18 protein-coding genes are annotated in these 20,906 nt (G+C 46.5%); 9 read left to right on the forward strand and 9 right to left on the reverse strand.

Features of this window, described 5'->3' with window-relative positions; genetic code table 11:
* Nucleotides 1-100 precede the first annotated feature (100 nt).
* Nucleotides 101-2,299, reverse strand: coding sequence for a S9 family peptidase (locus tag EXT46_RS00985; RefSeq protein WP_240701067.1), 2,199 nt, complete (start codon nt 2,297-2,299; stop codon nt 101-103).
* A gap of 130 nt (nt 2,300-2,429) precedes the next feature.
* Between EXT46_RS00985 and EXT46_RS00990 the strand changes: the two genes are divergently transcribed.
* Nucleotides 2,430-2,822 carry an HIT family protein gene (locus EXT46_RS00990; RefSeq protein WP_040642941.1) on the forward strand — a complete coding sequence of 131 codons (393 nt, stop codon included), beginning with the start codon at nt 2,430-2,432 and terminating at the stop codon, nt 2,820-2,822.
* A gap of 50 nt (nt 2,823-2,872) precedes the next feature.
* On the opposite strand, the gene EXT46_RS00995 is transcribed toward EXT46_RS00990, so the two are convergent.
* Nucleotides 2,873-4,564 carry a peptidase M49 gene (locus tag EXT46_RS00995; RefSeq protein ID WP_022943424.1) on the reverse strand — a complete coding sequence of 564 codons (1,692 nt, stop codon included), beginning with the start codon at nt 4,562-4,564 and terminating at the stop codon, nt 2,873-2,875.
* Between the two features lie 280 nt (nt 4,565-4,844).
* On the opposite strand from EXT46_RS00995, the gene EXT46_RS01000 reads away from it, so the two are divergent.
* The gene (locus EXT46_RS01000) at nt 4,845-5,684 is read left to right on the forward strand and encodes an HDOD domain-containing protein (RefSeq protein WP_045979301.1); all 840 of its coding nucleotides are present in this window, start codon (nt 4,845-4,847) and stop codon (nt 5,682-5,684) included.
* A 41-nt stretch (nt 5,685-5,725) separates the two neighbouring features.
* Here the strand turns inward: EXT46_RS01000 and rdgC are convergent, their stop codons facing one another.
* Together rdgC and EXT46_RS01010 are read right to left on the reverse strand one after the other, a co-directional pair.
* Nucleotides 5,726-6,634, reverse strand: coding sequence for a recombination-associated protein RdgC (gene rdgC / locus EXT46_RS01005; protein ID WP_022943426.1), 909 nt, complete (start codon nt 6,632-6,634; stop codon nt 5,726-5,728).
* 66 nt (nt 6,635-6,700) lie between these two features.
* Entirely contained in the window at nt 6,701-8,461 is a 1,761-nt protein-coding gene (locus tag EXT46_RS01010) for a HAMP domain-containing sensor histidine kinase (RefSeq protein ID WP_130144655.1), read from the reverse strand.
* A gap of 236 nt (nt 8,462-8,697) precedes the next feature.
* Here EXT46_RS01010 and EXT46_RS01015 point away from each other — a divergent pair, with 236 nt between their 5' ends.
* The 5 genes from EXT46_RS01015 (at nt 8,698) to ung (ending at nt 14,705) form a co-directional block, all read left to right on the forward strand.
* On the forward strand, nt 8,698-9,063 hold the full coding sequence (locus tag EXT46_RS01015; protein ID WP_022943428.1) for a response regulator: 366 nt from the start codon (nt 8,698-8,700) through the stop codon (nt 9,061-9,063).
* A 251-nt stretch (nt 9,064-9,314) separates the two neighbouring features.
* Nucleotides 9,315-11,732 carry a bifunctional aspartate kinase/homoserine dehydrogenase I gene (gene thrA / locus EXT46_RS01020; protein ID WP_130144657.1) on the forward strand — a complete coding sequence of 806 codons (2,418 nt, stop codon included), beginning with the start codon at nt 9,315-9,317 and terminating at the stop codon, nt 11,730-11,732.
* 9 nt (nt 11,733-11,741) lie between these two features.
* Nucleotides 11,742-12,683 carry a homoserine kinase gene (gene thrB / locus EXT46_RS01025; protein WP_130144659.1) on the forward strand — a complete coding sequence of 314 codons (942 nt, stop codon included), beginning with the start codon at nt 11,742-11,744 and terminating at the stop codon, nt 12,681-12,683.
* Nucleotides 12,683-13,966, forward strand: a complete 1,284-nt coding sequence (gene thrC, locus EXT46_RS01030) for a threonine synthase (protein WP_130144661.1) — start codon at nt 12,683-12,685, stop codon at nt 13,964-13,966. Before thrB ends, thrC begins: the two co-directional genes overlap by 1 nt.
* Before the next feature lie 67 nt (nt 13,967-14,033).
* The gene (gene ung / locus EXT46_RS01035; protein WP_130144663.1) at nt 14,034-14,705 is read left to right on the forward strand and encodes a uracil-DNA glycosylase; all 672 of its coding nucleotides are present in this window, start codon (nt 14,034-14,036) and stop codon (nt 14,703-14,705) included.
* A gap of 45 nt (nt 14,706-14,750) precedes the next feature.
* On the opposite strand, the gene EXT46_RS01040 is transcribed toward ung, so the two are convergent.
* Together EXT46_RS01040 and tal are read right to left on the reverse strand one after the other, a co-directional pair.
* A complete protein-coding gene (locus EXT46_RS01040) occupies nt 14,751-14,936 on the reverse strand; it encodes a DUF3545 family protein (protein ID WP_022943433.1) in 186 nt (61 codons plus the stop codon).
* A 152-nt stretch (nt 14,937-15,088) separates the two neighbouring features.
* Nucleotides 15,089-16,039, reverse strand: a complete 951-nt coding sequence (gene tal / locus EXT46_RS01045; RefSeq protein WP_130144665.1) for a transaldolase — start codon at nt 16,037-16,039, stop codon at nt 15,089-15,091.
* Between the two features lie 282 nt (nt 16,040-16,321).
* On the opposite strand from tal, the gene yaaA reads away from it, so the two are divergent.
* Nucleotides 16,322-17,101, forward strand: coding sequence for a peroxide stress protein YaaA (gene yaaA, locus EXT46_RS01050; protein ID WP_130144667.1), 780 nt, complete (start codon nt 16,322-16,324; stop codon nt 17,099-17,101).
* A gap of 141 nt (nt 17,102-17,242) precedes the next feature.
* Nucleotides 17,243-18,205 carry a mechanosensitive ion channel gene (locus tag EXT46_RS01055; protein WP_130144669.1) on the forward strand — a complete coding sequence of 321 codons (963 nt, stop codon included), beginning with the start codon at nt 17,243-17,245 and terminating at the stop codon, nt 18,203-18,205.
* A gap of 127 nt (nt 18,206-18,332) precedes the next feature.
* Here the strand turns inward: EXT46_RS01055 and EXT46_RS01060 are convergent, their stop codons facing one another.
* From EXT46_RS01060 to EXT46_RS01070, 3 genes are read right to left on the reverse strand one after another with little or no spacing between them, the layout of a single operon-like run.
* Complete coding sequence (locus EXT46_RS01060; protein WP_165381034.1) at nt 18,333-18,977, reverse strand: response regulator transcription factor; 645 nt, start codon at nt 18,975-18,977, stop codon at nt 18,333-18,335.
* Complete coding sequence (locus tag EXT46_RS01065; RefSeq protein ID WP_130144673.1) at nt 18,970-20,121, reverse strand: sensor histidine kinase; 1,152 nt, start codon at nt 20,119-20,121, stop codon at nt 18,970-18,972. Before EXT46_RS01065 ends, EXT46_RS01060 begins: the two co-directional genes overlap by 8 nt.
* 18 nt (nt 20,122-20,139) lie before the next feature.
* Nucleotides 20,140-20,808 carry a hypothetical protein gene (locus EXT46_RS01070; RefSeq protein WP_130144675.1) on the reverse strand — a complete coding sequence of 223 codons (669 nt, stop codon included), beginning with the start codon at nt 20,806-20,808 and terminating at the stop codon, nt 20,140-20,142.
* Nucleotides 20,809-20,906: the final 98 nt, after the last annotated feature.

Genomic DNA, 20,906 nt, shown 5'->3' on the forward strand with positions numbered 1-20,906 from the left:
GTCGATTCTAAGTGAGTGAGCCTAAAAATAAGTATGGATTTTCAGTAGATTGTAAAAGAAATCAGGCCAGCAGAAGCCGGCCTGATTGAAGCGTAGGAACTTACTCTTGAGCCATATCAAAATGGCGGTTAAAGAAGTCGGTAATGGTGTGATGCAGGTGCGTTTGTACCTTTTTACCTCGCAAGCTATGTTTCGAGCCTGGGTAGGTCATCATTTCAAACGGCAACGCCTTGTCTTGTAGCTGTTTAAACAGCTTAGTGGCGTGGGTAAAGAGCACGTTGTCATCAGCCATGCCATGATAAATCATGAGCGGGCCCTTGAGGCCATCGCTGTATGGAAAGACCGCGCTTTGTTCATAGCCCTTGGCATTAGTTTTTGGGTGGCCAAGATAGCGCTCTGTGTAATGAGTATCATACAACGACCAGTCGGTAACTGGGGCTCCAGATACACCGGCTTTGAAATAATCGCCAGCTTTAAACATCCCCATTAACGCCATGTAACCGCCGTAGCTATGGCCATAAATACCTATGCGCTGCGGGTCTACGTAATCTAAGGTGCGTAAAAACTCGACGCCTTTAATTTGATCCTGCACCTCACTTTCACCAAGGTGTTTGTAGATCACGTCTTCAAAGCGCTTTCCGCGATTGTAGGAGCCGCGATTATCCAGCTGAAATACCACATAGCCTTGTTGCACCATGTATTGAAAGTATAGGTTTTTACTGCGCCAGCTGTTGGTAACTCGCTGTGCATGTGGGCCGCCATATACATTGACAATGACCGGGTGCTTTTGCTTTTTATTCAGTTTGCGTGGCTTGAACAGGCGGTAGTGCATTACCTGACCGTCTTGTGCCTTTATGGTGCCGTACTCAGGCTCTACTAAGTCGCTGGTGTATGGGTTGAGTGGGTGCTGTTCATCAATGGCATTTTGCTCTAACCAAGTGACAAAGTCGCCATTGGTTTTACGCAGTGCAACATAGGGAGGGCGGTTTACCGACGAGGCTCGGTCAATAAAGGTCTTGCTATCCTCTGCAAGAACGACGTTATGATATTCACCCGCTGCGGTGATGCGCGTAATCTCACCAGCTTCAAATAGGGGAGTGCTATACAAATGGCTTTCCAGCGGCGTGTCTTTGCGACCGGCAAAATACACGACGCCATTTTGCTCATCAACGCCTTTTAATGACTCAACAATCCAATCCCCTTGGGTGATTTGGCGTACCAGTGTGCCATCGGCCTTGTACAGGTAAAGGTGCTTATAACCATCGCGCTCTGACGCCCAGATAAAGTGCTCTTTATCTTGCAAAAACTTCAAATCAAAGTGCAGGTTAATCCATGTATCACTGCTCTCTTTGACGGCCACGCGTTGGGTTTTTTCGGCGCTATCATAAAAGCGCAGCTCGAGCTCTTGCTGCGAGCGGTTTTGCCATTGATAAGACAGAGTGTGATTGTCTTTGAGCCATTTTGCACGGGCAATGTAAATATCCTTGTCGGTGCCTAAATCAATCCAATCAACCTGTTTGTCATCAATATGGACAACGCCTAGCTCTATGGCCACATTGTCGGTGCCAGTATAGGGATAGCGCTGGTTAAATAGTTTCACTTCGTCGGCATAAATCTCGTTGCGAATCGCCTCTTCTACGGGGCTCTCATCGATACGGGTAAAGGCTATTTTTTGTTCATCACCGGACCACCAGTAGCCAGTCATGCGGCTCATTTCTTCCTGCGCCACAAACTCAGCCATGCCATTTTTAATAACGCCGCCGCCATCTTCAGTGAGCTGGATTTCTTTACCACTGGCCAGTTCTAAGGCATATAAATTCTGGTCGCGGATAAAAGAGACAAAATTGCCTTTCGGTGAGAATCGCGCGTCGGTTTCAAACGCTTCGGTATCGGTGAGCTTACGGCTTTCGCCACTGGCCAGTTGATAGTAATACAAGTCCCCATTGAGTGGGAAAAGCAACGCTTGCCCGTCTTTGGACCAGGTATACTCCAAAATTCCACGGCCAAAAATACGTTGTCGCTCACGGCGCGCTTTTTCTTCATCAGAGAGATTTTCCGGCCCTGAGAACAATGCTTGCGAATCGACTAACATGCGGTTGCTGTTGTCTTTGAGATTGTATTCCCATAGGTCGTAGCGATTGTAGTCTTCTTTCTTTCCTTGCAAGTAGGTAACGCGGCTACCATCTGGAGAAAACTTAAGCTTTACAGGCGCTTTACCAGCTAAACTAGGGTCGTCAAAAATGCGCTCGAGCGTCAGCTCTTTGGCAGTCGCTGCGCCGCAGGCTAAGCTTGCAGCCAAGGCAACAGATAAGTATTTGGTTGTATTAGACACGGGTAAACCTTATTGTTGTAGTGATGCGTTGATGGTACTGATGCACTGTCATAAGCGCAACTTTATGCCACTAAACTTGCAGCAACAGGAGGATGCTATGTTTGCATTAGCACCAGAGTTGGAACGAGATTGTATTGAATTGGCGGATTGGCCGTTGTGTAAAGTGTTGTTAATGAATGACAGCCAGTACCCTTGGTTTATTCTGGTACCGCGCAAAAGCGGATTAAAAGAGATCATTGATTTAAGTGATCGTGACCAAATCGTGTTAGGACGTGAATCGGCGAAGCTTAGCTGTATGTTAAAAACAGTGTTCAAACCAGCAAAGTTAAATGTTGCTGCTTTAGGAAACATGGTTGAGCAGTTACACATTCATCATATTGCTCGCTTTGAGCAAGACCCCGCATGGCCCAAACCGGTGTGGGGGGTACACCCACCTAGACCTTACACTGAAGCGCAAATTCAACAGATTAAAGAGAATTTGCAGCTATAAAAAAAACAGCGCCGAAAGGCGCTGTTTTTATATCGTCTATAAATACAGTCTTAGTTTAAGCCTAATACCTTTTTGCCCTGGATGAAGTCGACATCCACAGGGATATTCGCTTTGCTGAGCTTTTCTAAATCAGCGGCCAGTTCAGGTTTAATTTCACCCATGGTAGCAACGAGTTGGTCGACCTTCTGATAGTCACCGTCACCTTGCAGGGTAAGAATTAAATTCGATAGCTTGCTCATGGCTGCAGCCATCTTATCCATATTTACCTGATATAGGCCGTTTTCATCTTTGGAGAACGCGCCTTCTTGTTTGAAAAAGTTAAAGCGGATCATATTAGCTTTACCGTGCGCGCTGGATGCGCCGAAACGCACAGAGCGGAAGATTCCAGCCATAAAGGTGACATAGTAATCTTCTAACGTACCCTCGGTAATCTCGCCTTTATTCAATAGCTGCTCAACCATATACAAGCCCAGGATATCCGCCTTACCTTCTTCCAATGCACTCGCGTGCTCTTGAAGCGACTGGCGTACGGTGCCTTTACCGGTAATGGTGTTTTTAATACCTAGGCCATGCGCCACTTCGTGGAACATGGTGTTAGCGAAAAAGGCATCGAAGGTAATATGTTTGCGCTGCTCGGGCACAATTAGCTCAGCGGCAATGGGCATGAGGATTTTGTCGAACTTAGCGCGCATGGCATTTTTAAGTTGCAGGCGGCGAGTGCCTTTTTCCAGTTGCACTTGCTCATCATTGGGCAGGTTGATAGCTATGGTTTTGCTGCCAGCATTGGAGTGGCCAGCATAGTAGATGACATCATACGCATTAAGGTCAGCGTCTGAACCAGGAACCTCTTGCTTATATTGCTCCGCCACGGGCAGACCTTTTTGTAGCTCCGGAAGGAATTGCGCAAATTTTGCTAAACGCTCACTCCAGGCCATGTCTTTGACCAAAACATAGGATTCAAAAGCCGCACGATAACCGAACAGTTGATCTTCATAGGTTTCGATTGGGCCAATAACCACATCAATGGGGTTATTTTTCATATCCATCCAAGCAAAATCAGAGGCTTGATAGTCATCACTTAGCAAGGCATCGGCACGCATACTCAAGTAGTTAGCGAATTCTTTGTTATCGGCCAATTCGCTCGCTTGGCGCAGCAAATCTGCGGCAGCTTCCAATGCTTGGGCGTATTCTACTGAATAAGGCACACTGTAAAGCTCACCATTGTCATCGCGTTTGATGATGGAATAAAGGCCTGTTTTATCTTTTACACTGCTTTGCTCTAATTCTTCTTTTGTCATATCAGCTGGGTAAAATTGAGCTCCTGCTGGTTTGTGCTCAAAGCCGCTTAAAAAAGGCTGATCGCCGTTTAAGCGATCCCAAGGACCATAGTTAATCTTGGCAAAGTGACGCACTTGTTCATCATCTAGGCTCGCTAAGAAATCTTGTTGCTCGCCACCGAAAGCCTGACGCCAAAACAGTTGGTCCATAATTTTTGAGGCATCAATCAGTTTAGCGAGCATTTTTTGCTGATTCCCGCTTAGGTGTGACAAGTCGGTATTGAGCTCAAAATCGGTGTAAATGTTAAGCCGCTCGCGTTCAATATTTATCAATTCAGGGCCACTGCTTGGTTGTGCGCTCGCCGCTGTTTGTTCAGTAGTTGACTGTGGTTGCTTGGAGCAGGCGCCAAGTGCGAATACAGAGCTAATAAGCAGTGCTTGAGAAATTTTCGACAATTTACTCATGGGATCCTCTTTCGGTGTAACTCGTTATTGGACTGTAAAGTAAGACAAAAAACACAGTCCATTGAGAGAGTTTATTGTTCGGTTATAGCGGGGGAGAGCCCCGTGTTGTTGGGCATTAAAGCAACTCAAGGGCTGGCTGGCAATAATGATTATGGGAACATAGGTAATTATTTTTTGTAAATAAATGGGCAATTGCGCTATCACTTTCTAAACTTTATCGGTAACTTATAGCTAATTTATAAGAAAAAACGGCTTTGCTGACATAAAGGATACTGGCGACATGTCCACAGAAAACGCTTTGCTGACCATCTTGGTTGACCGCATAAATAACGATACTTTGGTGCTGCCAACCTTGCCGGAAGTGGCACTTCGAGTGCGTAACGCTGCAGATGACCCGGATATAACCTTACATGATATGGCGGACGTGATCGCCAATGATCCTGCTTTAGCAGCGCGGATGATCAAAGTTGCGAATAGCGCCTTGATGAGTCGCTCGGTGAAGGTGACAACTATAAACCAAGCCGTTACGCGCATTGGACTAAGGCAGATAAAAAATATCGCCACAGCGATGGCGATGGAGCAGCTCTTCGTCTCTCAGCATGAGCTGATCAAAGGCTATATGGATAAGGCATGGCAAAAGACAATTCGTGTTGCCTGCCATTCGATAGCGCTGGTGCAGAATTTTCGCAAGCAACAGCGTCATGACACGATTAATACCGAAACTATCACCTTGGCAGCACTGACCTACAATATTGGTATTTTGCCTATTCTCACCGAGGCTGAGAAGCACCCAGAGGTGTTTGCTAATCCGAGTTTTTTAGCTCATGCCATTCAAAAACTAGCAGGGCGCATTGGTGCTGCTATTTTAACCGCTTGGGACTTCTCTGATGAATTCGTAGAAGTGGCAAAGTGTTGGGCCGATCCTAATTATCGCCCTAAAGAGGTGGAGTTTGTCGATTTCATCCGCATGGGCGCGATCATGGAGGGCATTTTACAAGTGTCAGATAAGTCGTCCGCACTGAATGTTTATGTCGATAAAGGGATTATTCCATCTGTGGAAATATTTGCTGACGATGAGTATCAGGAAGTCGTGGGTGATATAAGAGAAATATTCAGTTAAAAAAAGGAGCCTCAGGCTCCTTTTTCAGTTATGCATTGTACTTACAGATCCTCGGCATCGCCTAATTGATTGGTCAAGGCATCAAGGAGTTGTTTGATTTCTTCCGAGGCAAGAATAAAGTCTGCGTCAAGCTTTACTGCCATGTCTTCTTTAGGAATATCGGCGTTTTCTTCTTTTAACGTATCGGCATAACTGACGCGTTTAATAGAGCCATCATTTTGCAATAAGAACTTCACTCGTTCTTGATACTCCAGCGCCAGCTTAGTGACCTCTTTGCCATTATCTAAGTGGTTTTTAACCTCATCACTGGATAGATCATGGCCTTTAAACTTCACTTGTGCCCCATTGTCATCTTGCTCTTGCAACTCGGCGTCTAAGCCAATCGCGAAGCCTTCTGGAGCGTTGAACTCCTTCAACCACGACGTTAAAAATAAGCCAAGATCATAATTTGCAAACGCTGGCACAACAGGCAATGTACCTAATGACTTGCGCAATAACGCAAGTAACTCTTCTGCTTTATTAAAGCTGGCACTATTGACCACAACCCAGCCATTTTCCATATCAATAAAAGCAAATTGGAGGCTAGACTTCTTAAATGCTTGCGGCAGCAAAGAATGCAAAATGTTTTCTTTTAGCTCATCTTTTTCTTTTTTGCTAACGCGGCGGTTTTCTTCAGCTTCTAAATGATCGACCTTTTCCTGCACCATCTCGTTGACGACCGCAGGAGGCAGTACTTTTTCTTCCCGCTTAGCGCACACTAAAACAGTACTTTGCGAGAAGTGACTGAGCATCTGACCATGTTTGCCAAACGGCTTGGTCCAGCCAAAGGTATGCATGTCTTGGCTGCCACAGGGGCGGAATACGTCTTGCTCTAGGGCTTTTTCAAAATCGTCTTGTTGGTAACTGATGTCTTGCTTAAAGCGATAACAGATAAGGTTGCTAAACCACATAGTTTTACTTCCGTTGAGCTGTGGGCTCGAATTAAATGTGGCGCCATCATAGCAGGAGTCACCTTACTAATTAAACATTTGCATTGGCTTTGGTAGGTCTTTTGGAATAGTAATTCGATATTGCAAACCTTGGCCTGGCTCGCTGCTCACTTCAATCTCGCCCCCCAAGGTTTGTTTAACCAAATTGAAGGTGATATGAGTGCCCAGACCGCTGCCGCCTTGGTCACGTTTGGTGGTAAAGAAGGGGTCAAACAGTTTATCTAGTTGTTCGGCATCAACACCACGACCATTATCACGATAGTTGATATCCACTAGGCCATCATTTTCGCTCACATCAATAGTGATAGTGCCCTTTTCGACACCTTCAAAGCCATGAATGAGTGAGTTCATAATTAGGTTAGTGAAGATTTGGCTAATAGCACCAGCAGGTAAATTGAGCACCAAGTTATCGGGGCAATTTACATCCACCTGGTGTTGAGTTTTCTTAATTTTTGGGTGCAGTGAGCGAATCACCTCGCCCAAGTACTCTTTAAAGTTTATGGTGCGTACCGCTTCACTGGCCTGATCGACCGCTATTTGTTTAAAGCTGGCAACTAATTCTGAGGCACGGGCAAGGTTTGAAGTGAGCAGTTCAGTACTTTGCTTCGCATCTTTAATAAACTCTTCTAGCGCTTTCGGAGAAAGTGTTTTTTCTTTATAAGCATGCTCAATGGCATCGAGACGCTCTTGTAAGAAGGAGGTTGCGGTAACACCTATTCCCACAGGCGTGTTGATATCATGAGTGATGCCAGCGACTAAACCACCCAGCGCTGCCATTTTCTCCGAGCCAAGCAAGCGCTCTTGGGCCAAATTGAGCTCATCGACATAACGCTGCATCTCGCTTTGCTTGGTTAGCAACTCTTGCTCGGTATGACGGCGCAGTTCAATTTCCTCTGTTAAGTTGAGCTTTTGTTTTTCCAGCTCATATTTCTGCTGCTGCAAGTCCATCATCGCTTGGCTTAGGTTTGAGGTTTTTCTTGCTACCTCTTGCTCCAGCTGTAAGTTTTGCTGGTCCAGTTTTTCATTGCTTTTCAATAACTCTTTTTGGGTGTGTTCCAGTTTATTGCGATACTCGACTACTTTATTGATCATGTTGTTGAATGACTGCGCCATGACATTCAACTCGTTTTTTTCATTACTATCGAGGTTTATTCTTGTCCCTTCTAAGTCATCTAGCTCGAGGCTTTCAATCTGCTCGGTAAGTTGATTGAGCGGATGGGTGAGGTGTTTACGAAAAGCCAATAAAAACAATAAGATCAAAAACGCGGTTTTGATCATGGCGTTGCCGACCAGAAGATAGATTGACACGATAATACGGCTGACAACCACATCTCGGCTGGAAAAAAGTGTGACATCACCCACTTGGGTGGCGCGCCCAGAAAACTCAAAAATTAACGGAAAGGTGTAACCAAATAATCCGGAGGGAGTATCTTCTATGATAGAAGCATCTTGCACTAATTGTTGCGAGTAGAGCTCGCGAATGTCTAGGGAGCGCCCGAGTTGAGAGATCACTTCGCCGCTGTCATCACGGACAATAATTCCTTCAACCATAGGGATAGCAATTAACCCTTCGGCGATGGTAATACTTTGATCAGTATTTAATTCCCAAATTGCGCGGGTAAGGCTGCCACTAAAGGTCTTTTGCAGTGTTTGTAGTTCATCGCGTATGTAGTTTTTGGTATTCAAGTACTCAGCAAAGATTTGGCCGCAAGTGACAACAAATGTGAGTAAAAAATACACCGACAAAACACTGGTTAGGAGCTTCTTCGACAAACTATTATGCAACATACGAGTACAGAGCCCTTGTATAAACCATGAAAAAGCGATGATAAAACGTCAATTATCAGCCCTAAATTCGCCATTGGCTTCAAAAACCTAAAGCTAGCCAAGATTCTTGAAAAAATAAATAAAATAATAGCTTAAAGACTGCAGATTAACAAAAATCTGTGGCCTGCGGTGTTAAGATTTGTTTATAGCTATGGTATAACCTACTGATATAAGTTTTACCCTCAAATGGCGTAGTAATGGCTTTTCAGGTGTTAGTCTGTGACGATTCCGTAATGGCTCGAAAACAAGCGAGCAAAGCGGTTATGTCTATTTTGCCTTGCGCGGTGACGCACGCTACAGATGGTGAACATGCACTGACGCTAATGAGCGAACAACACTTTGATCTTCTCTGTTTAGACCTCACCATGCCGAAAATTGACGGTATCGGGGTATTACAACAAATGCGCATACGCAAAATAGAAACCTACGTAGTGGTTATTTCTGCCGACGTACAGTCGCAAATGAAGCAGCGCACAGCGCAACTCGGCGCCCTTGGATTCATTAATAAACCGGTAAAAACAGATGCTTTAGCGGATGTTTTGCATAAATTTGGCGTTTACTAATCTTAGTTATATCTAAAAAGCATATTTTTTCTTTTCTTTAGCTGTTGACAGAAATAGTCATTTTCGTGCAGTCTAGAACCATGAACACAAATTACGCAACACTGACCACCATTATTACCACCACCATCCTTAGCGGATAGTGGCATGGGTCGGTGCGCAGAGAAAAAAGGCCTATGCTCACTGAGCATAGGCCTTTTTTTTGGCCTATCGTCACGACCTGGTAAAAAGGTGTTATTGGGAATGAGGAAAACATGCAAGTACTAAAGTTTGGAGGCTCGTCACTGGCCGATGCCAGTTGTTTAAAGCGAGTGAGTGAGATTGTCCGCCAGGAGCTCAAAGAGCAAATGCTGCTGGTATTGTCAGCCCCCGGCGGTATGACGGATACATTGGTGGGATTAGCTGAGAGTGCGGCGACAGGTGTAGATATCCAGTCACAGTGGCAACTGTTTTATGAGCGTGCACATACCTTGAAAGACGAAGTGTGTGAGCAAAATCAGCAGCCTGAAAATTGGCCTGACTTTACGCAGTTAAAACAAAAGCTAGAAGGCGTGGCTTTATTAGGACAGTGCCCGGATTCGGTGTTCGCTTATGTCATTAGCTTTGGTGAGCGCATTAGTGTGGCCTTGATGCAGGTGCTACTCGATGATTTTTGCCCTCATTATATGAGTGGGGAACAAGTTATCCGCTCCAGCGGTGGCTACTTAAACGCTGAAGTTGATCTAGATGTATCAAAACTACAGTTTCGTGAATATTTGCACGCTAACCCCGCAAAAATCTATATTATGCCAGGCTTCACCGGGGCCAATGACAATGCCCAATTGACCACGCTAGGGCGTAATGGCTCCGACTATTCTGCTGCTGTTGCAGCCGCTTGTTTAGAGGCCGATATCTGTCAAATCTGGACCGATGTTGACGGTGTGTACAGCGCTGACCCTCGCTATATCAAAGGGGCCACTAAGGTCGATTTTCTGTCTTACAAAGAAGCGATGGAACTCTCTTACTTTGGCGCTAAAGTCTTGCATCCCAAAACCATTGTGCCATGCGCAAAAGCGGGCGTGCCATGTGAGATAAAAAATACCCACAACAGTAAAGAGCCCGGCTCATTGATCAGTGATGAAGTCACTGAAAGTGAGCCGGTAAAAGCGATCTCAAGTTTACAAGATTTGGCTATGCTCACGGTGTCAGGGCCGGGCATGAAAGGCAAAGTCGGCATGGCGGCCAAAGTGTTTACTGCGCTAGCAGCCGATAATGTCTCTATTGTTCTCATCACCCAGTCCAGCTGTGAATTCAGCATTAGCTTTTGCGTGCATCAGCCAGATTTAGCCTTGGCGTTGCATGCTCTCGAACAAGCTTTTGAACTTGAGTCAAAAGCGGGGCTTATTGAGCCTGTACAAGTGCAGCGGAATTTGGCGATTGTTACGTTAGTTGGCGATAACATGCGAGCACACAAAGGCTTAGCAGCGAAGTTCTTTGCCTCGCTGGCGCAAGCTCAAGTGAATATCGTTGCCATAGCCCAGGATTCAACAGAGAGTTCAATTTCTGCGGTTGTTGATGGTGAGTTATGTAATGATGCAGTGAAGGTTTGTCATGAAAACTTCTTTACCCATGTGCCTTCTATTGATGTTTTCCTGCTCGGCTGCGGGCTTGTTGGCAGCGAGCTGCTAAGCCAAGTGCGTAGGCAACAACAATGGTTGCAACAACGTAATATCAAACTCAAAGTCCGAGGCGTGGCCAACTCTCGACAGATGCTGTTAAACAGTGACGGGATTGATCTAGAAAATTGGCAGCAGCCATTGGCGCAGACCTCACAGCAATTTGATCTAACCTTGCTGGAACAGTTCGTTAAGCAAAACCATCTGATTAACCCGGTGTTAGTGGATTGCAGTTCCTCTGGTGCGCTCGCTGCTCAGTATGCCGATTTCCTTAATGCTGGTTTTCATGTGGTAGCGGCTAATAAAAAGGCCAATACAAGCTCGCAGGCTTACTATCAGCAGCTCAAACTCGCTGCGCAGCGCAACAATCGCCGCTTTTTGTATGAAACCAATGTTGGCGCCGGCTTACCCGTGCTCGATAACCTGCAGTTGTTATTCGGTGCCGGTGATGAGCTTCTGCATTTTAGCGGCATTTTATCGGGGTCGTTATCTTATATGTTCGGTGTTATCGGTGATGGCTTAAGCCTGTCACAAGCAACCATCAAAGCTAAAGAAAATGGCTTTACTGAGCCGGACCCTCGTGATGACCTTTCAGGGACTGATGTCGCCCGTAAACTACTTATTATCGCTAGGGAGTCTGGTTTGGCACTTGAGCTGGATGATATTGAAGTGGAGTCGGTATTGCCGCCGGGCTTTGCCGAGGGACTAAGCGTTGATGAGTTTATGGCTAAATTACCACAACTTGATTCAGACTTCGCCGATAAGGTTGCCAGCGCCCAAGCCGAAGGAAAGGTCTTGCGTTATGTTGGCGCAATTGAAGATGGTCATTGTCGTGTTGGTATTGAAGCCGTTGATAGTCGACATGCGTTGTATGACATTCGTGACGGCGAAAATGCCTTAGCTATTTTGAGTCAGTATTATCAGCCCAAGCCTTACGTCATTCGCGGTTATGGCGCAGGAGCCGAAGTGACCGCAGCGGGAGTTTTCGCTGATATTTTGAAAACCTTACCACGTTAGGAGAGGGCCATGATTGAAGTTTATGCGCCGGCCTCGATTGGTAATTTTGCGGTTGGATTTGATGCGTTGGGAGCGGCTATTGCACCCATTGATGGCACTTTGTTGGGCGATGTGGTGCGAATTAGCGCCAGCGCTGAGACAGAATTTGTGTGCTCAGGGCCTTACGCCCATAAATTGCCACAACAGGCAGAGCAAAATTTAGCCTTTATGTGCATGGCGCACTTTCGTGCCACGGTCGCACCAGATATGCCGACAGCGCGCATGGAGTTAGTTAAGAATCTGCCCATTGGTTCAGGTCTGGGGTCCAGCGCCTGCTCAGTGGTTGCGGCACTTGCAGCGCTGAATAAATTTGCCGGCACTGAGCTCAGTGAGGATGCGCTCATTGAGCTAATGGCTGATTTTGAAGCTAAGGTCAGCGGTGCTCGTCATTATGACAATATCACGCCGTGTTTGCTTGGTGGTTTGCAGCTCACAGGGGCGCTGATACCCGGTCGTTCACTGACGATCCCCACTCCCAGTAACTGGTATCCAGTGGTCGCGTTTCCCGGTTTCACCCTTAATACCGCTCAGGCTCGAGCAGTGCTGCCGCAGCAAATGAGCTTACACCATGGTATTGAGTTTGCTCAGCGTCTCAGTGCATTTTGCACGCTAATGCATCAGCAACAGCATGAGTTAGCGATGGAGCTGATGATTGATACGGTTGCTGAGCCCTATCGCAGTGAATTGATCAGCGGTTTCAGTGCCGCTAAAAAGGCGGTGCTAGAGTTAGGCGCGAAGGCGGTGAGTATTTCTGGTGCTGGGCCGACGCTTTTTGCACTATGTGACAATATCAATGATGCTAAAAACTGCCAGCAGTGGTTACAGCAGAACTATGTAAATGAACAAGGCTTTAGTCATATTTGTCAGATAGATACGGCAGGTACGCGGGTTTTGAATGAGGGAAAAGAATAATGCGGTTGTATAATTTAAAAGATGATAGCCAAGTGGTGTCTTTTGTTGAGGCGGTAAAAACAGGGTTAGGGCGCAACCAAGGGGTGTTTTTTCCGCAACAGCTAACGCCACTGGATAATATGGATGCCTTATTGGAAATGGATTTTGTCTCGCGCAGCACACAAGTACTGACGCACTTGATTGGCGATGAATTGAGTCCTAATGTGGTCGCTGAAATGGTGCAGGGAGCGTTTACTTTTCCAGCACCTTTGGTTCACGTTGCCGACAACCTCCATTGTTTAGAGCTTTTTCATGGCCCTACCTTGGCATTTAAAGATTTTGGTGGGCGCTTTATGGCGCAGTGCCTTGCCCAGTTCAGTAACTCAGAAAAGGTCACGATTCTCACAGCCACCAGTGGTGACACTGGCGCTGCAGTAGCTCATGCTTTTTATGGCAAAGAGAACATCGATGTGGTGATCCTGTACCCTGAAGGCAAGATATCAGAGGCGCAGAAAAAGCTGTTTACAACCTTAGGTAATAATATTCACTGTTACAGTGTTAAGGGCTCGTTCGACGATTGTCAGGCCATGGTTAAGCAAGGGTTTTTAGATGACGAGCTCAAAACACGTTTACGCCTTAATTCTGCCAATTCTATTAATATAAGTCGCTTACTCGCGCAGGTATGTTATTACTTTGAGGCGGTGGCGCAGTTGCCCAAAGCGCAGCGAGACAAAGCGCACATCTCGGTGCCGAGCGGTAACTTTGGTAATGTGTGCGCAGCGATGATAGCGGCGTTGATTGGCTTACCCATTCAAAAACTCTCGGCAACAACAAATCAAAATGACACGGTGCCGCGCTTTATCGCTTCCAAACAATGGCAGCCGCATGAGACTCAAGAATCTCTGTCTAATGCTATGGATGTTAGTCGACCCAATAACTGGCCTCGCGTACAAACGATGTTAGACAGTGGTCGTTTCAGCTATGACGATTTCTTTTCTCATGCTGTGGATGAGGAGCAAACCGCTGTGGCGATGCGTGAATTACAGAGCATGGGCTATCAAGCTGAGCCACACACCGCGATTGCTTATGAAGGGTTAAAAGCGGATTTAGCACCTGAGCATCAGGGGATTTTCCTAGCTACGGCCCACCCGGCTAAGTTTCAAGCCAGCGTGGAGAAGATTTTAAATGTTGAATTAGCGATGCCAAAGGCGCTTAGCGATGCCTTGGCTAAACCTTGTCTTGCTGAGCCGATGAGTGCAGATTATCAACAATTACGGCAAGCGCTGCTGGCGAAATTAGGTTAATTTGGTAAGCTAGCAATATTGATAACAAACGGCCTTTAGGGCCGTTTTTTTAATGGAACCGAGCAGTATGACATCTTGGTCTGATTTATTAGCAGAGCAGAAACAGCAGCCTTACTTTCAACAAACCTTGGATTATGTGCACCAACGCCGAGAGCAGGGCGTAGCTGTGTATCCGCCTCAAGAACAGGTATTTGAGGCATTTCGCGCCACCGCGTTTGAAGATGTGAAAGTGGTGATACTGGGTCAAGACCCATACCATGGTCCAAATCAAGCGCATGGCTTATGCTTTTCGGTGTTACCTGAGGTAAAAACGCCGCCGTCATTGGCGAATATGTATAAGGAATTGGCGCAAGATATCGCTGGATTCAGCATCCCTCAACATGGATATTTACAGTCTTGGGCACACCAAGGGGTGTTGCTACTCAATACGGTATTGACCGTTGAACAAGGGCAAGCACACTCGCATAAGCACCTCGGCTGGGAGCGTTTTACTGACGTGGTCATCGAACAGCTTAACCAACATGGCAAGGGAATTGTGTTTTTGCTTTGGGGCGCACACGCTCAGAAAAAGGGCAAGCACATCGACACGCAAAAGCACCATGTGCTAAAGGCACCTCATCCGTCGCCGCTGTCAGCACATCGCGGTTTTTTTGGCTGTGGTCACTTTTCCAAAGCCAATGAAATCCTTACCAACCAAGGTCAAGCTGCCATTGATTGGACTCTAGCCGAGCAAATATAACGCAATAAAAAAGAGGGCATATAGGCCCTCTTTTTTATGTTGGTATCAAAAATCTAATTCTTCTAAACCAATGTCATCGCTGAACAAGTCTAGTTCTTGCAGTTCTTTGCGCAGACGTTGCTTATCTTTTAGTGCTTCGATTTCGCGCCATTTACGTTTTTTATTTCGACCGGATGTCTTTTTGGTCTCTGGACCTTCTATTATTTTTATTAGTTCATTCAGACTATCCATGACACTCTCCTGTATAACTAACGCAATCAATCTATACCACAGTTGGTATAAAAATAAAACGAAAATGTTTAACCAAGGTTACAGAAAAGTGATGATTCTATTACGAGCGGAAAGGGCAGAGAAATGGCGGCCTTGTGGGCCGCCGAATGGTGTTAGAGTTGTTTAAAGCGAGCCTCTAAATCTTGCTGAGCTTTAGCAAAAGCACGAATTCCCTCGGCGAGCTTTTCAGTCGCCATCGCGTCTTCGTTATGCAACCAGCGGAATTCACTCTCTGTGAGTGCTTCAGGCTTAGGCTGTACATCGTTTGCACCGCTTAACAAGTAATCTGTATTAGCCGGCAACTCGGCTAATTCCTCGAGCAATGCAGGGCTTATGGTGAGGCGATCACAGCCTGTTAAGGCAAGAATTTCACCGGTGTTACGGAAGCTGGCACCCATGACGATGGTGTCGTAGCCGTGGCTTTTGTAAAAGTCATAAATACTACGCACCGATTGCACGCCTGGGTCTTGCAATGGATCGCTAGGCTTCTCCATCCCGTTAGCAACATGCCAATCGAGAATACGGCCCACAAAAGGTGATATAAGGTAAACATTGGCATCAGCGCATGCACGGGCTTGGGCGTCACTGAATAACAGCGTAAGGTTGCAGCGAATGCCTTCTTTCTCGAGCTGCTCGGCAGCTTTGATCCCTTCCCATGTCGATGCAATTTTAATTAAAATCTTGTCACGGCTCACGCCTTCTAAATCATACAGCGCGAGTAACTGTTTGGCTTTGGCGATGGTTGCTTGGGTGTCAAATGATAAACGCGCGTCCACTTCGGTGGAGATGTAACCAGGCACAATATCAGCGATTTCTTTACCGATTAATACGGCAAAATAGTCACAGGCTAATTCGAGTTGCTGCTGCGCATCAGTGCTTTGCTCTTTGGCGTACTGCCATGCTTTATCCAGATAGGGCTTGTATGCGTCTATCTCACTCGCTTTAAGCAGCAAAGAGGGGTTAGTCGTTGCATCTTGAGGTTGATGTTTACGAATCGCTTCAATATCACCGGTGTCGGCTACAATGGTTGAATGTGCTTTCAACTGTTGCAGTGCTGTAGTCATGTGCTTTCCTCATTCCAAGCATAAAATCTGCTGAGCTTGCCTGTTGCTTGAAAACGCCAGACAAACATACATAGGTTATTTCGTTTATGTTGCACCTAAGTGACAACCAAAGGGAGGTCAATTGTCCGTGCATTGATGTCGCTATTGGCTAGCGCGCATGGAACCGACGCGCACCGTACAAGTGAACTTGCAGGTAGAAAGGTCGATTTTTGAATAAAGCGTGATTTTTGCTTTATTTAATGTTGAAATTGACACTAATTACTAGGCAAGTCAACTGCAATTATGATTACTGTTATATCTCCAGCAAAGAATCTTGATTACGATACGCCTGCGCCAACGCAGGACTACACGCAGCCAGAGCTGCTGAGCCACAGTGAAGAGCTGATCGAGGTGTGTCGCGAGCTTTCGCCGCAGCAGCTTGGCAGCCTTATGAAGATTAGCGATAAGCTAGCGGGGCTCAATGCCGCACGCTTTAGTGAGTGGTCGCAGCCATTTACCCCTGAGAATGCTAAACAAGCGGTGTTTGCATTTAATGGCGATGTATACACAGGCCTTGATGCATCAAGCTTAGAGGGCAAGGCTTTAGCCTATGCGCAGCAGCACTTACGCATTCTCTCCGGCCTTTACGGGGTGTTAAAACCACTGGATCTGATGCAGGCATACCGCTTAGAAATGGGCACCAAGTTAAATAATCCCCGAGGCACAAATTTATATCAATTTTGGGCAGAGGTTATCGCCAAAAAATTAAATGAAGCCATGGCGCAGGCGGGCACATCCACGCTGGTTAACTTGGCTTCAAATGAATATTTCAAAGCAGTGGACAAAAAAGCGCTCGACGGGACGATTGTTACGCCTGTATTTAAAGACTGTAAAAACGGCCAATATAAGGTCATCAGTTTTTATGCTAAAAAAGCAAGGGGGATGATGGCGCGTTATATTATCGAAAACCAAGTGGACTCGTTATCGGCTTTACAAGGTTTCGATAGCGCGGGGTACTATTTCAGCGCTGAAGCGACGAAAAAAGACAACGAACCGGTGTTTTTGCGCGACGAGCAAAGTTAATTCCACAAAGGGCTCTGCTGTTCTCTTTGAAGGTGAGGATGAGAGCCCGCAAACCCTTCCTCTACCACCTTCACCACTAATATGGCAGCTATCTTGCATCATTTACGCTTTATCTACTTATGCGCATGAATGGAGCATTGCATGTTTGCTAATTTCAATGTCGAAAAAGCACAAAAACTCATTGAAGAAAAACTCGGTGGTTGGTTAGAGACCGCAATCAGTCATATTCCTAACTTAGTGGTGGCGATTGTCATTACTATCGTCTTTGCGCTGTTGGCGCGGGTGCTAGGCTCAATCATTAGCAAAGTATTAAAACGCTCTTTGGACTCCGAGCAGATTGCAGGTTTAATGACCTCTATCGTGAAGATTTTAATTCTCACTCTCGGGGTGTTTATCGCCCTAGATTTCTTAGGGTTAAAAGGCACTGTCACCTCATTGCTCGCGGGTGCGGGGATTGTCGGTTTGGCTATCGGTTTTGCCTTTCAAGATATGACCGAGAACTTGATTGCCGGTGTCGCCATGGGCATTCGTAAACCCTTTAGACCCGGCGATGTAATCGAAAGTGGCGATGTGTTTGGCACCGTAAAATCAATTAATCTACGCAATACGTTAGTAGAGAACTTTTACGGTCAGTTGATCATCATTCCCAACAAGATTCTGTTTCGCAATATTCTCACTAACTACAACTATCTTGGTACCCGCCGTATCGAAGTGCCGGTCGGTATTTCTTATGGCGATGATATCGAAGCAGCAGAAAAAGCCATTGTCGAGCACATCAATAACCTCGACTTTGTTATTCGTAAAGAGGATACCGCCGTTTACGCCGATGGCTTTGGTGATAGCGCTATCAATCTGCTGGTTTGGTTTTGGATAGCCTACCCAAATGATGATCCAGGTTACATGGAAATCCGCAATCAAGCCTACATTACCGTTAAAAAAGCGCTCGACAGTGTGGATGTGACTATTCCATTTCCTATTCGCACCTTGGATTTTGGTATCAAAGGTGGTGAAAAGCTGGTGCAGATGTTGCCGTCACAGTCATCAGAACAGGGGGCGCAAAAGCAACAAGGCCAGGATGAAAAACCGGGTGAGGAAGGTGAATAGCGGCAAGTATGCGCGGCTGCTGACTCGGTAAAAGCTGCAAGCGGGTTATAAAATTTTCCCGCTTCTTCTGATTATTCGCAGTAATTAGGGAGCGCAAGTTGATTAGCCCACGCTCTGGTGCCATCGTTTAAATCAGACCCAGCTCGATGCCTCGCAATACAGCGCGGGTACGATCGCGCACCATCAGCTTGGCTAAAATAGCAGAGACCTGATTGCGCACTGTGCCTGCGGATTTATGCAGCGCCTCGGCAATTTCAGCGTTAGAGAATCCAGCAGCCACCAAGCGGAGGATTTCCAGCTCACTGAGACTGAGTGTTTCGTATTGGGTAAATTCATACAGCGGGGGATTATTCGGGCGTGAGGCGTGGCAGGCGATAGTTTGTGTTACCGCCGGTTGTAACCAGCGTTGTCCTTGGCTGAGCGCGATGATGGCATCGGTGAGTACCGCAAAGGAAATATCTTTTCGTAGATAGCCATCAGCACCAAGGCGAATGCTTTTGAGTACTAAATCATGCTCGTCAAAGGTCGAAAGTAGCAGGACTGCAACAGGGAGCTTGGCATTGCGGATCTCACGCAATGCGTCAATACCACTGACTGTTGGCATACGCACATCTAACACCAAGACATCGACCGGGTTGGCCGTGAGCCAAGTAACTATATGCTCTGCGTGGTTGCGTTGTGCGCTTACCTGCAAATCAGGATGCAGTGCCAATAAGCTACATAATCCCTCGAGCACCAAATTTTGATCATCTACCACTGCCACTTTAATCACTATCAGCCTCCGCACCTAACGGAAGCGCGATATCTAGGCGAGTGCCTGTCGCTAGCGAAGTCACAGTCAGCTCGCCGTCAAGTTGCATCACACGCTCTTGCATCCCCTTGAGCCCATTCCCCCATTGATGGTGGTTAATACCCATACCGTCGTCCTCAACGCGCCAAAGTAACCACTGTTGCTGACGCCACAAGGAAATATCACAGCGCGTAGCGTACGCATGTTTGCGCACGTTAGTAAGCGCTTCTTGGGTGGCACGAAACAGCAACTCGGCGATTCGCGCATCACGTACTTTGACACGCTCACTGTAATACAGCTGGGTAACAGGGTGAACAGTATCTGCAATCAGTGTTGTTAGCGCCTGCTTGAGATCAATATTATCGAACGCCCTGAGAGTACTCACCGTATCGCGCGTATGCGCCAGTAAATCAGTGATTATATGTTTGCACTGCGCCAAAGGGGGCTGCGCTGAGTGACTGAGTTGCTGGGCCAGTTCCAGTTGTAAATTTAACGCCGTTAGGCCATGTCCTAACGAGTCGTGGATGTCTCTAGCGATGCGCAGGCGTTCATCGCGCTTGGCGGTATCTTGCAGTAAAACCTGGGTGGCACTGAGTTCTTGGAGTAGGGCCTTATTGCGCTCGTTGGCTCGGCGCTCATCAAGTAAGGCGTAGGATAAGCGCAGAGCAAACAAGTGATAAGCGATGAATAAGAGGCTATTCACGAGGTCGTAGGAGGTGGGTGTGGTGGCAAAGTAGGCTAAAGGCATAACCAGTGCCAAAGCTAAGCACACTATTAGCGGCGCCAGATAGACAAGGCTTGCTACATACACCACAGAGAGGATTAAAATGAGACCGCTTTTTATCCAAAGCAGTAGCATCAGCAACAGGCTAAATTGTGCTGTGGCCAATATTTTCTGGTATCGAATAGTTCTCTGTGGGCCGGTAGTACGCAACAAGTGCAGCATGACAAAACCAGTAAACACAGCAGCGACGAACACATCTGGGTAAGGCAAGTTAAAGCGCAGTACATCCTGATGATGATGCAGCGAGTAAAATACAAAACCAGCGACGATGGCGCAGGTGAATAGCACGAGAACAGAGCCAGTCCAATTCGCTATAAAGTGGTTACTTTGCCATGCCTTCATGTTGTTGCGTCCATGCGTTTACTGCTCGGTATATAAAGCTGCTAAGCCTTGTTGGTTAGCCACAAGTAAGTATGAGCGATTGAACGATATGGTACATAGGTCGACATTTTTTTGCGCTATTTTTATGTCGGAATCGCAATCACTGCCATGCACAAAAGCACTTAGCTCACCTGCATCTAGGCTAAAAGCGTGTCCCTTAATGCTAACCTGAATTGGCTCGGCAGCAAAGATACGTAGCGCATAGGCGTTGTCTTGGTTATCTTGTTGCTGCTCTATAAGGCTTATGTTTATCTGAGCAGCGTTTTGCCAGGCGACAACGTGGTATGCGTGATCATATTCCACTTCCACTTTCTTTTGCGCTACTGGCCCAAATACGTTTCGCGCTGCAACATAAAGGGAGAGCTTTCTGTTGGCATTACTCTCGTGAGTAATGGCGTATTGCTGTGCATCTTTTGCTAGGGTAGTGAGGTAATAATCATCATCTGCCACGTCGCGTTCATCACCGTTAAGTTGGGTGTTGGCGATGTGGTAATCCAGCTCGTAGTCAGTGGCGTTAAGCAGGTAGTAATCATTTTTATAATAATCACTGCCAAAATTAATGGTTTCCAGCTCTTCCTCTAAATCATCCGACGAGCAGGCGCTCAGAAACAGTGCGGCGGTCGTTAACAATAACCAGTGTGACTTCATCGTTTTATCCTTAATGGCAATGGGTGTATGCCCAAGTCTATCCATCAAGGAATGACACGCATGTGTCAAAAGTCATAACTGTATAATGAACTTTTAAA

It is taken from the genome of Pseudoalteromonas sp. CO325X (assembly GCF_004208955.1).
GTDB classification, from domain to species: Bacteria; Pseudomonadota; Gammaproteobacteria; order Enterobacterales; family Alteromonadaceae; genus Pseudoalteromonas; species Pseudoalteromonas ruthenica.

Excerpts from the sequence above, each read along its gene's own strand:
- EXT46_RS00990 (WP_040642941.1), top strand. The coding sequence starts at position 2,430 with ATGTTTGCATTAGCACCAGAGTTGGAACGAGATTGTATTGAATTGGCG.
- EXT46_RS00995 (WP_022943424.1), bottom strand. The coding sequence starts at position 4,564 with ATGAGTAAATTGTCGAAAATTTCTCAAGCACTGCTTATTAGCTCTGTA.
- EXT46_RS01000 (WP_045979301.1), top strand. The coding sequence starts at position 4,845 with ATGTCCACAGAAAACGCTTTGCTGACCATCTTGGTTGACCGCATAAAT.
- rdgC (WP_022943426.1), bottom strand. The coding sequence starts at position 6,634 with ATGTGGTTTAGCAACCTTATCTGTTATCGCTTTAAGCAAGACATCAGT.
- EXT46_RS01010 (WP_130144655.1), bottom strand. The coding sequence starts at position 8,461 with ATGTTGCATAATAGTTTGTCGAAGAAGCTCCTAACCAGTGTTTTGTCG.
- EXT46_RS01015 (WP_022943428.1), top strand. The coding sequence starts at position 8,698 with ATGGCTTTTCAGGTGTTAGTCTGTGACGATTCCGTAATGGCTCGAAAA.
- thrA (WP_130144657.1), top strand. The coding sequence starts at position 9,315 with ATGCAAGTACTAAAGTTTGGAGGCTCGTCACTGGCCGATGCCAGTTGT.
- thrB (WP_130144659.1), top strand. The coding sequence starts at position 11,742 with ATGATTGAAGTTTATGCGCCGGCCTCGATTGGTAATTTTGCGGTTGGA.
- thrC (WP_130144661.1), top strand. The coding sequence starts at position 12,683 with ATGCGGTTGTATAATTTAAAAGATGATAGCCAAGTGGTGTCTTTTGTT.
- ung (WP_130144663.1), top strand. The coding sequence starts at position 14,034 with ATGACATCTTGGTCTGATTTATTAGCAGAGCAGAAACAGCAGCCTTAC.
- EXT46_RS01040 (WP_022943433.1), bottom strand. The coding sequence starts at position 14,936 with ATGGATAGTCTGAATGAACTAATAAAAATAATAGAAGGTCCAGAGACC.
- tal (WP_130144665.1), bottom strand. The coding sequence starts at position 16,039 with ATGACTACAGCACTGCAACAGTTGAAAGCACATTCAACCATTGTAGCC.
- yaaA (WP_130144667.1), top strand. The coding sequence starts at position 16,322 with ATGATTACTGTTATATCTCCAGCAAAGAATCTTGATTACGATACGCCT.
- EXT46_RS01055 (WP_130144669.1), top strand. The coding sequence starts at position 17,243 with ATGTTTGCTAATTTCAATGTCGAAAAAGCACAAAAACTCATTGAAGAA.
- EXT46_RS01065 (WP_130144673.1), bottom strand. The coding sequence starts at position 20,121 with ATGAAGGCATGGCAAAGTAACCACTTTATAGCGAATTGGACTGGCTCT.
- EXT46_RS01070 (WP_130144675.1), bottom strand. The coding sequence starts at position 20,808 with ATGAAGTCACACTGGTTATTGTTAACGACCGCCGCACTGTTTCTGAGC.